A 13,826-nucleotide genomic window follows, 5' to 3' on the forward strand; every position below is an offset into this window, starting at 1 on the left:
TCTTAGGTGATAAATTTAGGTGCTGCAATATAATAATTAACATTTAATTAGCAACATCTGTTCTAATAATTTTATTTCACTGTTTTTTACCAGAAAATAACCTATAGTTACGAACGCAAAAATATACTTTTTATTATTTACTATAACATGAAATACTATATTTTTACTTACTAAAATATTTTTAATTTAAAACCGCTTTATCACATAATGAAACAAGCCTTATTCTTATATCTTTTTCTGGTTCCGTTCATCTCATTTTCTCAGGTAAATTGGAGCTTCACGCTAGATTGGCAAAGTAAAAAAGAGATGAGTTTTGGCGAATCAAAAATAAAAATCCCGTACTTTTCAGGAGGCGGTTTTAGGTACGATACGAGTAAAAAAAGCATAACGTTATTACTTAACCTAAGCGAATCTGGCTTCTCAAACAATAATTCTGTACAAATTACAAACGTTATTTACGAATCTGTTTCAATTGCTGAATTAGGAGACTTATCACTTGAAAACATCCCCGAAAAACCAAATGAAACGTTAAAAACCACTCTTTCAAGAAATCAAACGCAAACTTTCTTATCGTTATCACCTATAATAAAGGAAGGTAACACTTACAAGAGAATCAGATCATTTTCCTACACAGCAAACAACCCAACGTTTATAAGTAATAATTCTTCAACTTTTCAAAAATCAAATGCTGTATACAATTCAGTTTTAGCATCCGGAGACTGGTACCGTTTTTATATTGAGAAATCCGGCGTTTATAAAATTTCGAAAACTTTTTTGCAAAGCCTTGGATTTGACCCTTCAAAAGTAGACCCAAGACGAATTAAGATCTACGGAAACGGAGGAAAAATGCTGCCTTTAGCTAATAACACTTACTATCCTGCGGACTTAACAGAAAATGCGATACAAATAATTGGAGAAAGCGATGGCACTTTTAACAACGAAGATTATATTCTTTTTTATGCTGAAGGAGTTGAAAACTGGAGTACCGAAAGCCAGACCAATCTTAATTTGTATGCTACAAAATCCTATTATTATGTTACAGTGGCCGGCAACGATGGAAAACGTATCCCGAACTTCAATCAGCCAAGCGGAAATAGTACCTTAGAGCTAAACACTTTTGACGACTATCAATTTCATGAAATCGACAAAACCAACATTGCTCATCTGGGCCGTCAATGGTTTGGAGAAGCATTTGATATTACTCAGGAACAGGAATTCGAATTCAATTTTCCAAACATTGAAACTTCAATACCGGTAAAAATTGAATTAAATGCAGCTTCTGCAGCTTTTACCCCAACCTCCTTTACAGTTTCTGCTAACGGACAAAGTATAGGGAATATTACTTTTCAGGCGCTGGCATCCAATTCTGAATTAAAATTTTACACCCAAAAACTTCCTTCGAACAGCTCGTTTACCGGTGCCGAAAACATAAAAATAAAACTTACCTATAATAATAATGGTGTCCCGGGATCAAAAGGATATCTGGATTACATCAATTTAATAGCGAAAAGAAAATTATCCGGTACAGGCAAACAATTTAAATTTCAGTATGACTTAGCCGGATCAATACCGGGAATAGTAAATTATACAATAAGTAATGCTTCGGGAATTTCTCAAATTTGGGATGTTACAGACCTATATAATGTATCAAAAATTGAAAACCCAAATCAAACCTCTTTTAGCTTTAAAGCAAATTTGGGAGAAATTAGAAAATACGTCGCTATTGATGCTGCTGATTATCTTACTCCCTTAAAAGAGAATCAATCAAAAATTGCCAATCAAAATCTAAAAGGAACATTATTTAAGAATACCCAAAACAACTTTCAGGATATCGACTATGTAATCGTTACGCCCAAATTTTTAATTTCCCAAGCCGAAAAACTAGCGAATTTTCACAGAACATATTCTAATTTGAATGTAAAAGTACTTGCTTTAGAAAACATCTATCAGGAATTTTCTTCAGGAAAACAAGATATCGCAGCCATTAGAAATTGCATCAGATACATTTACGACAATGCATCATCTTCAGATAAAAAAATAAAATACCTGAATTTATTCGGAGATGCTTCTTTTGACTACAAGGACAGAATTGCAAACAATAATAATATTGTACCTATATATCAATCTGTAATTAGCAATTCTACCGGAGAAGCCTCATTTGCATCTGATGACTTTTACGGTTTAATGGATTCAAACGAAGGAATTGTCGTTTCGCCTTTTGGCGGAATTGATATTGCGGTTGGCAGAATGCTGGTATCAGACAATGCACAGGCAGCCGAAATGGTCAATAAAGTTTTAGAATACCATGATGTTAAATCCTATGGAAATTGGAGAAACAACATTGTTATGGTAAGTGATGACTCTGACCAGACCTCAGATGCGACATTACAATTCCATCAAAACAATTTGGCAGACAATATAACTACCCAAAAACCTTTTTTAAATATCGACAAAATCATTTTGGATGCTTATACACAGGAAGCTTCTGCCGGCGGATCAAGATACCCTAAAGCAAGAACGGATTTATTTAATGCTTTTGAAAAAGGCGCTTTAATTTTTAATTATTTAGGCCACGGTGGCGAAGACGGACTGGCAAGCGAACGTATTTGGGAAAAATCAGACGGACAAAATCTAAACAATCAATACAAGTATCCTTTATTTATAACCATTACTTGTGAGTTTTCAAGATTCGATGACCCGACAAGACCAACAGCAGGAGAATATACTTTTTGGAATCCAAAAGGCGGCGCAATTTCTATGCTTACAACCATTCGAGCCATAGGACAATTTAATGCAGAAGATTTTAATGACAGTCTTAGCAAAAACCTGCTTTCGTACGGATCCAATCAATACACCAGCATTGCCGAGGCGCTCCGAATTTCTAAAAACGAAAATCCAAGTTCGGCCAGTAATGTTATTTTTTATATTGGCGATCCTGCTTTAATGTTAGCCATTCCAAAACCTAGAATTAATTTAACAAAAGTTAATGATGTTGTGATTTCACAATCAATTCCAGACTTAAAATCTTTGGCAAAAATTAAAATTTCAGGCGAAATTACCGATGAAAACAATACTCTTCTTAGCAATTATAACGGAGAGTTAGCTACCGCAATTTTTGATAAATTAATTACAACCACAACTTTAAATAATGATGGTTATAGCCCTGCAATGTCATTTAAAATATTAGGAGAAACAATCTTTAGAGGAAATGCATCCGTAACCAACGGCCAGTTCGAATTTAGCTTTGTTGTACCGCGGGATATTCGTGTTCCTGTTGATTATGGCCGAATTAGTTTTTATTCGAAAAAAAATCAGGCTTTAGAAAACCAAACTGGTTACAGTACAGCCATTAAAATAGGAGGTATAAATGAAAATGCCCCTCAGGACAATATAAGTCCAAAAGTTAAGTTATATATGAACGATGAAACTTTTGTATCTGGCGGAATTACAAATGAATCGCCATTTTTACTGGCTTTTCTGGAAGATGAAAATGGAATAAATACAGCAAGCGGAATCGGGCATGACATTGTAGCAATTCTGGACGGAGACGTTAGTAATCCTTACATTCTAAATGATTACTATCAAACAAAATTAGACGATTATACGAATGGAAATTTACGTTTCCCCTTAAGAAATTTAGCTCCGGGAATGCACACTATAAGCTTTACAGCATGGGATGTTTACAACAATCCGGTTACAAGCGAAATACAATTTGTAGTTGTTGGAGATGAATCACTAACATTAACACACGTTCTTAATTATCCTAATCCTTTTTCTACCTACACTCAGTTTTGGTTTTCTCACAATAGACCATACGAACCTCTGGATGTCCAGGTTCAGGTAATGACTATTACGGGAAAAGTAGTCTGGACAAAAAACCAGATCATTACAACAGAAGGTTTTTTATCAAGAGAAATAACCTGGGATGGAAAAGATGATTTTGGTGACCGAATAGGAAAAGGTGTTTATATTTACAAACTAACAGTCAGATCTAATTTGACAAATAAAAAGGCAGAAAAATATGAAAAGCTTGTCATCTTATAATTATATATATATTTGTATCATAAATACATTAAGTCCCTAAATGAAAAAAATTTCACTACTTTTAATTTGTTCTTTTATTCTTTTTAAAGTACAGGCACAGGACAACCGCCCTATTACAACGGGAGTTCCCTTTTTATTAGTTGCGGCAGATGCCAGAGCAGCAGGTTTAGCTGATCAGGGTGTAGCAACATCAGCAGACGCATTCTCTCAGCAATGGAATCCTGCAAAATATGCTTTTTCAGTAGATAAGCAAGGTTTTTCGATTAGTTACACTCCGTACCTAACAGACTTAGCCAATGACATTTCATTAGGTCAGGTAACGTACTACAATAAAATTAATGAACGAAGTGCCTTTGCAGGAAGTCTTCGCTATTTTGGTTTTGGAGATATTGAGCTAAGAACAACAGGAGATCCAAGTGAAGCTGCCAGAATAGTATCGCCAAACGAATTTGCTTTGGACGGATCTTATTCTTTGAAATTAAGCGAAACATTCTCTATGGCAGTTGCCGCAAGATTTATCAATTCAAATCTAAAAATTGCCTCAGAAGATATAGACGCTTCTGCAGCCAGTACTTTTGCAGTTGATATTGCCGGATTTTACCAATCTGAAGAAATTGCTTATTCAGACTTCAACGGACGATGGAGAGCAGGTTTCAACATGCAAAACCTTGGCCAGAAAATAAGCTACGACAATGATGACTTAAGCTCAAACTTTATACCGGCAAATTTAAGATTAGGTGGTGGTTTTGATTTTATTCTGGACGACTACAATAAAGTTGGACTGAGCGTAGAATTTACCAAACTTTTAGTCCCTACTCCTCCGGGACCAGGAACTCCGATAGATTTAAACGGAGATGGCGATTATAATGATCCTGGAGAAACTTCTCAGGAACAGGCTAATGCCACAAATTACAAAAACTACAATGATATAGGTTGGGTTTCAGGTATTTTTAAATCATTTGGAGATGCTCCGGGTGGTTTTAGCGAAGAATTAAAAGAAATCACTTATAGTGTGGCCGGAGAATATACTTATCAGGATGCTTTTTCGATGAGAGCAGGATATTACCACCAAAGTCCTCAAAAAGGAGGCGTTCAGTTTTTCTCTTTAGGAGCAGGTTTCAAATATAATGTAGTAAAACTTGATGTTTCTTACCTATTTTCAGCATCAAAAATTAAAAATCCTTTAGAAAATACACTTCGCTTTTCTTTAACCTTTAACTTTGGCGACAAATACGAAGTTTATTAAACGAATAAAACAATAAAAACAATAACAATCCAAATTTCTATTTCTTAGAGATTTGGATTTTTTTTCCCATAAAAAGAAATGAAAGAAATAAGCATAACATCATCTTTTACCGTTTACAATTCTCTGGAAGAACTTTCAAAAGACATACAAGACTTAATGAGCGAGGCTGTTGAAGTTCGAAAAAAAGCATATGCCCCTTATTCTCAATTTAGAGTTGGAGCAGCATTATTATTAGATAACGGAAAAATAGTTTTGGGATCAAATCAGGAAAATGCAGCTTATCCATCAGGATTATGTGCAGAACGCGTTGCCATTTTTCATGCGGGAAGTGTTTATCCCGATGCAAAAATTCTAAAGATAGCTATTACAGCAGCTTCAGACACGAATCAGACTACCGCTCCAATTCCACCATGTGGTTCTTGCCGCCAATCGATTGCCGAATACGAAATCAGGCAAGATACCCCTATAGAAATCTATTTTATGGGCGAAATTGGCGAAGTTTACAAATCAGCATCCCTTAAAAATTTGCTTCCTTTTATGTTTGATAAAAAGTTCTTATAAAAAAAAGCCAAAAAGTCACGTTTAAATTTTACTTCTTAATAGGAATGTCTTATTTTTGCATCCCGACCTTTCGGGCGCAAATTTGTGGGAGGAAACTATTTTGCGTTATAGGCAACAATTGATAACACAAACAAACTTTAGCAAAAGAAAGAATTCAGATGAAAGAAGTTACAAAAGAAGTATATTTAAAGTGGTACGAAGACATGCTACTTTGGAGAAAGTTTGAAGACAAACTTGCAGCATTATACATTCAACAAAAAGTTAGAGGTTTTTTACACCTATATAATGGTCAGGAAGCTGTACTAGCAGGTGCCTTGCACGCTATGGACCTGACTAAAGATAAAATGATTACTGCTTACAGAAACCACGTACAGCCAATTGGTATGGGAGTTGATCCCAGACGAGTGATGGCTGAACTTTTAGGAAAAGCAACAGGAACTTCTAAAGGTATGGGAGGCTCTATGCACATTTTCTCTAAAGAACACCGTTTTTACGGAGGACACGGAATCGTAGGTGGACAAATCCCGGTAGGAGCTGGTTTAGCTTTTGCTGATAAATATTTTGAAACTGGCGGAGTAACTATGACCTATTTTGGTGATGGTGCTGCAAGACAAGGTTCATTACACGAAGCTTTCAACATGGCTATGTTATGGAAATTACCAGTTGTATTTATCGTTGAAAATAACGGTTATGCAATGGGAACTTCTGTAGAAAGAACTGCAAACCATACTGATATCTGGAAACTTGGTTTAGGATATGAAATGCCTTGCGGACCAGTTGACGGAATGAATCCTGTAAAAGTTGCTGAAGCAATGACAGAAGCTATCGACAGAGCACGTCGTGGTGACGGACCAACTTTCCTTGAAATGAAAACATACCGTTACAGAGGACACTCTATGTCTGATGCACAATTATACCGTTCTAAAGAAGAGGTTGAAGAGTACAAAAAAATTGACCCTATTACTCAGGTTTTAGATGTAATTATGGATCAAAAGTATGCTACAGAAGAAGAAATTGAAGTAATTGACCAAAGAGTTAAAGATTTGGTTGAAGAATGTGTGAAATTCGCTGAAGAATCTCCATATCCTGAATTACAACAATTATACGATGTAGTATACGCACAAGAAGACTATCCATTCACACCTCATAAACTATAATATATTATGGCCATAAAAGTAACAATGCCTCGTTTGAGCGATACTATGACGGAAGGAACGGTAGCGACTTGGTTAAAAAAAGTAGGCGACAAAATTAGCGAAGGAGATATCCTTGCTGAAATTGAAACAGATAAAGCAACAATGGAATTTGAGTCTTTCAACGAAGGAACTCTTTTACATATCGGAATTCAAGAAGGAGAAACTGCTCCTGTTGATTCATTATTAGCAATCATTGGTAACGAAGGAGAAGATATTTCTGCTCTTTTAGCTGGTGGCGATGCTCCTGCTGCTGCAGAAGCACCAAAAGCGGAAACAAAAGAAGCTGAAGCAAAAGACGCTCCTGCTGAAACAAAAACTGAGACTGCTGCTCCTGCAAAAGCTGCAGCTGCATTACCAAAAGGCGTTATAGTTGTAACTATGCCTCGTTTGAGTGATACAATGACAGAAGGAACAGTAGCGACCTGGTTGAAAAAAGTAGGTGATGCTGTTGCTGAAGGTGATATTCTTGCTGAAATTGAAACAGACAAAGCGACTATGGAGTTTGAGTCTTTCAATGAAGGAACATTATTATACATTGGAATTCAGGAAGGAAATACTGCACCTGTTGATAGCTTATTAGCTATTATAGGACCTGCAGGAACTGACATTTCCGGAATTGCTGAAAATTATACTGCCGGAGGTGCTGCACCTGCAAGCGCTCCTGCAACTGAAGAAAAAGCTGCCCCTGCTGCTGAAAAAGCTACTGAAGCAACTGCTGACACTTCATCAAATGGAGGAAGAATTTTAGCTTCGCCTTTAGCGAAGAAAATCGCTTCTGACAAAGGAATTCAATTAACTCAGGTGAAAGGTTCAGGAGAAAACGGACGTATCGTAAAAAGCGATATCGAAAACTTTACTCCATCTGCACAAGCACAACCAGCTGCAACAGCAACTACTGCTGCTCCAAAAGCTGATGCTGCTCCTGCTGCACCAAAAGTATTTGTTCCTGCCGGAGAAGTTTTCACCGAAGAGATCAAAAATTCTCAAATGCGTAAAATTATCGCAAAACGTTTGGCTGAATCATTATTTACTGCACCGCACTACAACTTAGTGATCGAAGTAAGCATGGACGAAGCTATGGGCGCAAGAGCGACAATAAATACTGTTCCGGATACAAAAGTATCTTTCAACGATATGGTAATAAAAGCTTGTGCTTTAGCATTGAAAAAACATCCAAAAATTAACTCTCAGTGGAAAGAAGACGTCATCGTCATCAACCACCACGTTAACATTGGTGTTGCTGTAGCAGTTGAAGACGGATTAGTAGTTCCTGTATTGAAATTTACTGACGCTATGAGTTTATCTCAAATTGGTGCTTCAGTAAGAGATCTTGCGGGAAGAGCTAAAAACAAAAAATTAGGGCCACAAGAAATGGAAGGAAGTACTTTTACAGTATCTAACCTTGGAATGTTTGGTATTACTGAATTCAATTCAATTATCAATCAACCAAACTCTGCTATCCTTTCTGTAGGTGCAATTGTTGAAAAACCAGTAGTTAAAAACGGTCAAATTGTAGTAGGAAACACAATGATGTTATCATTAGCATGTGACCACAGAACAATTGACGGTGCAACTGGTGCTCAATTTTTACAAACATTAAAACAATACATCGAAAGCCCGGTTACAATGTTGGCATAATTCAATGTTTATCCTAAGCGAAGTCGAAGCGTTAGCCTGAGCAAAATCGAAGGCAGACTGATCGAAATCGATGGTTATTTATAATTAAATCCCGTTTTGTTTATTCAAAACGGGATTTTTTGTTTAATTTCCCGCCACTAATTCAATTCTTCATAAAATGAAAAAACTAATCCTTGCCACTTTATTCCTGACCATAATTGCCTGTCAGAAAAAGGAACAAACAGAAAAAGCAACTACCGTTACAGATGAACACAGTTACGCTAAACCAGAACTTGCCGTTGTAAAACATCTGGATCTGGACATAAAAGTCGATTTTGACACTCAGACTATTTCAGGAAAAGCTTCCTGGTTAATTGACAATATTAGTAAAGGAAAAGAAATTATCTTTGACGAAAACACACTAAACATTACAAAAGTAACTTTAGGTGATGACGAAAAAGAAACCAAATTCGAACTTGGAAAAGACACAGAATTTCGCGGAAAACCGCTTCACATCACTATCGAACCTACTACAACTAAAGTAAATATCTACTATAGCACGACTAAGGAAGCTGTTGCTTTACAATGGCTTAAACCAGAACAAACAGCAGACAAAAAGAAACCTTTCCTTTTTTCTCAGGGAGAAAGCGTATGGTCAAGAACCTGGATTCCCTGCCAGGATTCACCCGGAATTCGTTTTACTTATGATGCAAAAGTTACCGTTCCTAAAGATTTATTAGCCGTAATGAGTGCCGTAAATCCGCAAAAGAAAAATGATACGGGAGTTTATACTTTCAAACAAGATAAAGCAATTCCTTCTTATTTAATGGCAATTGCCGTTGGAGATATCGAATTTCAATCTATTGACAACAGAACCGGAGTTTACGCAGAACCATCCATGTTAAAAAAATCAGCCTGGGAATTTGCTGAACTTGGAAAAATGGTTAATGCTGCCGAAAAACTTTACGGGCCTTACCGTTGGGGACGCTATGATGTTTTGGTTTTACCTCCAAGTTTTCCTTATGGAGGAATGGAAAATCCTAATTTAACTTTCTTAACGCCGGGAGTAATTGCAGGCGATCGTTCTCTAACAAGTTTATTAGCCCACGAATTAGGACACAGCTGGAGCGGAAATTTAGTTACAAACGCTACCTGGGATGATATTTGGTTAAATGAAGGTTTCACCACTTACGTAGAACACCGTATTGGCGAAGCTATTTTTGGAGAGAAAGAATTTGAAATGCAAAACGTTATCACTCGCAAAGAGTTAGTTGATAATGTAGCTGAATATGGAGACACAAGTCCTGACACCAGATTAAAAGTAAGCCTAACAGGAAGAAATCCTGACGACGGAATTAGCATGATTCCTTACGTAAAAGGATATGCTTTTTTAAGAGTGATCGAAAACGCTGTTGGACGCGAAAAATTTGATGTTTTCATCAAAAATTATTTCGACGCGCATGCTTTTAAATCGATTACTACAGAAGATTTCATTAAATATTACAATGAAAATCTTATAAAAGGAGATAAAGCACTGGCAGATAAAATAAAAGCAGAAGACTGGATCTACAAACCTGGAATTCCATCAAATATCACTTCTGTAAGTTCAGTAGATTTTGACGCTATTGATAAAATCCAGAAAAGCTGGAGAACAACCGGCGTGAAAGGATTAAGCAAAAAAATTACAACTACAACAGAAAAACAACATTTTATCGACCATCTTCCAACGGATATTACACCAAAAGAAATGGAAGCGATTGACACTGAATTCAACTTTACGAAAGGCGGAAACTTTATTATAAAACGCCAATGGTTTGTTCAGGCAATAATGCATCAATACAAAGCAGCAAATCCTGCAATTGAACAATTTTTAATTGGAATTAGCAGAACTGGATCTGTAATGATGTTGTACAAAGAAATGGTTAAAACTCCTGAAGGGAAAGTTTGGGCAAAACAAGTTTTTGATAAAGCAAAATCTGGTTATCACGCTACAACTATTCAGGCTGTTGAAGGTATTTTGAAATAGTTTTCAGTTTTCAGTCGCAGTTTTTCAGTCGCAGTTTTCAGTCACAGTTGACAGTTGCAGTGAACAGTTTGTAATTTCACAGTTACCATCCCCGATTATCAAATAGATAATTCGGGGATTTTTTTATCCCGTTGGGATTACAATCGGGATACTCTTCTATTCAAAAAATAACCTAGGGAAAATTGTCCATCACATAGCGTAAATCCTCCATGTTCTACAATCTGTAATCGTCGCACCTTTGTAATGTCAAAAGACAACAACTAATAATTAACATAAAAAATTAAATAAAATGACACGATTAACAGCATTAAACCCAGAAGAAGCAACAGGAAAAACTAAAGATTTATTCAACGCTGTACAAGCTAAATTAGGAGTTGTTCCTAACATGATGAGAACAATGGGAAATTCTCCAGCGGTTCTTGAAGGATATTTGAATTTAAGCGGCGCATTGAGCCACGGAAGACTAAGCTCAAAAACCGGAGAACTAATTGCTCTAACAGTTTCAGAAAGCAATTCATGTGAGTATTGTGTAGCCGCACACACTTTTATTGGAGGAAAATTATTAAAAACTGACGCACAAGTCCTACATGACGCAAGAACAGGAAATTCTGCTGATGCAAAAACGGAAGCGATCCTTCAATTTGCTAAAACTTTAATTAGCAAAAATGGTTTAGTAAACGATCAGGATGTAAATGCAATTAAAAATGCAGGGGTTTCAGACGCTGAACTTGCAGAAACTGTAGCACATGTTGCATTGAATGTTCTAACCAACTATTTTAACAATACTGCAAACACAGAAATTGATTTTCCGGCAGTTCCTGGCTTAGCATTACAAAACTAATTTTTCAAACAAAAAACAATTTATAAAGATAGTTGTGAATTTATTTCATGACTATCTTTATATTTTCAAAAACATAGAATTATGAGCAATCAAAGTGTTTTTACTTTAATTAATCCGCAAACCGGGAACCTTGCTTTTAAGCTACTTCCGTTTGATAACAATAGCCATTTTGATCATTTGCAGCGCAATAATTATTTCTCGTTAATTTGGGTTACGAAAGGAAAAGGAAAGGTAAAAGCTGATTTTGCCGAGCATCAGTTTGAAGAAAACTCACTCCTCGCCTTTTCGCCGTATCAACCTTTTATGCTATGCGTAAGCGAACCTATTGAAGGAATTGCAATTCATTTTCATCCTGATTTTTACTGCATTCATTACCATCAGAAAGAAGTTTCGTGCAATGGTGTTTTGTTCAACAATGTCTATCAGCCGCCTTTTACCATAATTACAGAAGAAGCGGCTTCGACTTTTAAAATGGTTTTGGATCAGATGAAAATTGAAATGCAAAATTCAGAACTGGCACAATATGAACTTCTTATTTCGTATTTAAAGATATTTTTGATCACGGCTTCGAGACTCAAAAACATACAACTTGAGGAAATGAAATCGGTTCCGGATTCTAAAGAACCTTTTATTCTCCAAAATTTGAAAGATGCAATTGAACTGAATTTTAAAATAAAACATTCTGCCGGACATTATGCAGAAATGCTGAACATTTCGGCGAAAGCCTTAGCCAAATTATCAAAAAATTATTTCAACAAAACCTTAACAGATTTAATTGCCGAAAGAATTATAATCGAAGCTAAAAGAGAACTATACATGACCAACAAAACGATTAAGGAAATCGCTTATGAACTGGGTTATGACGACGAGCATTATTTTAGCCGATTTTTTAAAACCAATGCCGATGTTTCGCCACAGTTGTATCGTGAAACTGTAGGATTTGGAAAAATGGATAACTAATTCTTGTTCTTAGCTTCAATCCATTTTGCCATGTATTTCGTGCTTTTAAGCGTATGATGCTGCAGCAAACTTCCCATAAAATTTTGCAAACGATGACTTTCAGAGTCATTCAATAATGAATTAATTGCCGCTATTAATGCCGTAGAATATTTACTCAATTGATAGCATTCGTTAACGATAGCAACTCCATTTTTTTGAGCTTGTTTCCAAAGATTTTCGTCGTGATACAATTCAACCGCCTTTTTTGCAAACAACTCAGTATCATCTGTAACAAAGCCATTCCAGGATAAATTGGCGTGCATCGCTTCAGAACCTATTGTCGTAGTTAAACTTGGCGTTCCGCATTGCATGGCTTCTAATAATTTCCCTTTTAAACCTGCTCCAAAACGAATTGGCGCCAGAACAACCCGTGCTTTTTTAACGATTTCATTAGCATCTGCAGCTCTTCCCATAATAAAAAAACCATTTTTAGGCTGATGCAGCTGCAACACTTTTTGCGAAGGATACGCTCCATAAACTTCTAAAACGGCTTCTGGAAACTGTTTTTTAATTAAAGGCCAAATGGTTTCTTTTAAATATTGAACAGTATTCCAATTGGGTTCATGCAGAAAATTTCCGATGAAAACAAAATTTTTACGTTCTTCAAACAAAGGTAATTTCAACAAATCCAATTCGGACATTTCGTAAACTAAAAACGGTAAATAATACAACAAATCCGAATCTATTTTAAAAACATCTTTTAAGATTTTCATTTCAAATTCAGAAATAATAAAAGATAAATCGCATCTCAAAATACTTGCAATTTCGCGCTTTGCCACTTCTTCAGACAATAAATCATGAAGTTCAAAAACTCTATTTTCCTTAAATGCTTTTTGTCTTGCAGTTCTTAAACAATGTAAATCTTCGGTGTCTAATAAACGAATCGCTTTAGGGCAATTTTCAGATACCCGCCATCCAAATTGTTCTTCGATCATAAAACGATCAAACAAAACCACATCAGGATTCAGTTCGATTATAAAATCATCAAAACTGGAATTATTAAGTTCAATTGACACTTTTTTCACTCCAGATTCAGATAAATCGACCATAAAATCGCTGTCTAAAGCCGGACTTGCAAATGTAATTTCGAATCCATTTTGTTTAAAAATAGAAATCAATTGCATCATTCTTCCACCCGCTGCAGACGAATTTGGTTCAGGCCAAACAAAGCCAATGATTAAGAGTTTTTTTATCTGATTCATTACAAAATATTTCAAGCTACAAAATAATACTTTTTTAAGCGCAATCATGCGATAATTCCCGATTTTTAGTGATAAAAAACACTAATTTTGCAAG

General features: G+C 35.9%; 9 protein-coding genes. 8 read left to right on the forward strand and 1 reads right to left on the reverse strand.

What is annotated here, in order from left to right; genetic code table 11:
• Nucleotides 1-207 precede the first annotated feature (207 nt).
• The 8 genes from porU to FLP_RS03260 all read left to right on the forward strand — a co-directional run bounded on the left by porU (nucleotide 208) and on the right by FLP_RS03260 (nucleotide 12,491).
• Nucleotides 208-4,044 carry a type IX secretion system sortase PorU gene (gene porU, locus FLP_RS03225; RefSeq protein ID WP_065448094.1) on the forward strand — a complete coding sequence of 1,279 codons (3,837 nt, stop codon included), beginning with the start codon at nucleotides 208-210 and terminating at the stop codon, nucleotides 4,042-4,044.
• A 40-nt stretch (nucleotides 4,045-4,084) separates the two neighbouring features.
• On the forward strand, nucleotides 4,085-5,290 hold the full coding sequence (gene porV / locus FLP_RS03230) for a type IX secretion system outer membrane channel protein PorV (protein WP_065448095.1): 1,206 nt from the start codon (nucleotides 4,085-4,087) through the stop codon (nucleotides 5,288-5,290).
• A 78-nt stretch (nucleotides 5,291-5,368) separates the two neighbouring features.
• Complete coding sequence (gene cdd, locus FLP_RS03235) at nucleotides 5,369-5,851, forward strand: cytidine deaminase (RefSeq protein WP_065448096.1); 483 nt, start codon at nucleotides 5,369-5,371, stop codon at nucleotides 5,849-5,851.
• 158 nt (nucleotides 5,852-6,009) lie between these two features.
• Nucleotides 6,010-7,008: a pyruvate dehydrogenase (acetyl-transferring) E1 component subunit alpha gene (pdhA, locus tag FLP_RS03240; protein WP_056190513.1), complete on the forward strand. Its 999-nt coding sequence runs from the start codon at nucleotides 6,010-6,012 to the stop codon at nucleotides 7,006-7,008.
• A 6-nt stretch (nucleotides 7,009-7,014) separates the two neighbouring features.
• Nucleotides 7,015-8,685, forward strand: coding sequence for a pyruvate dehydrogenase complex dihydrolipoamide acetyltransferase (locus FLP_RS03245; RefSeq protein WP_065448097.1), 1,671 nt, complete (start codon nucleotides 7,015-7,017; stop codon nucleotides 8,683-8,685).
• 157 nt (nucleotides 8,686-8,842) lie between these two features.
• A complete protein-coding gene (locus tag FLP_RS03250) occupies nucleotides 8,843-10,690 on the forward strand; it encodes a hydrolase/aminopeptidase (protein ID WP_065448098.1) in 1,848 nt (615 codons plus the stop codon).
• Between the two features lie 289 nt (nucleotides 10,691-10,979).
• The gene (locus tag FLP_RS03255; protein ID WP_065448099.1) at nucleotides 10,980-11,531 is read left to right on the forward strand and encodes a carboxymuconolactone decarboxylase family protein; all 552 of its coding nucleotides are present in this window, start codon (nucleotides 10,980-10,982) and stop codon (nucleotides 11,529-11,531) included.
• Nucleotides 11,532-11,612: 81 nt separating this feature from the next.
• A complete protein-coding gene (locus tag FLP_RS03260) occupies nucleotides 11,613-12,491 on the forward strand; it encodes a helix-turn-helix domain-containing protein (RefSeq protein WP_065448100.1) in 879 nt (292 codons plus the stop codon).
• On the opposite strand, the gene FLP_RS03265 is transcribed toward FLP_RS03260, so the two are convergent.
• Entirely contained in the window at nucleotides 12,488-13,732 is a 1,245-nt protein-coding gene (locus FLP_RS03265; protein ID WP_065448136.1) for a glycosyltransferase, read from the reverse strand. The two genes, FLP_RS03260 and FLP_RS03265, sit on opposite strands and share 4 nt — an antisense overlap.
• Between the last annotated feature and the right edge of the window lie 94 nt (nucleotides 13,733-13,826).

Origin of the sequence: Flavobacterium piscis (assembly GCF_001686925.1) — a bacterium.
In the GTDB taxonomy this organism is placed as follows: Bacteria; Bacteroidota; Bacteroidia; order Flavobacteriales; family Flavobacteriaceae; genus Flavobacterium; species Flavobacterium piscis.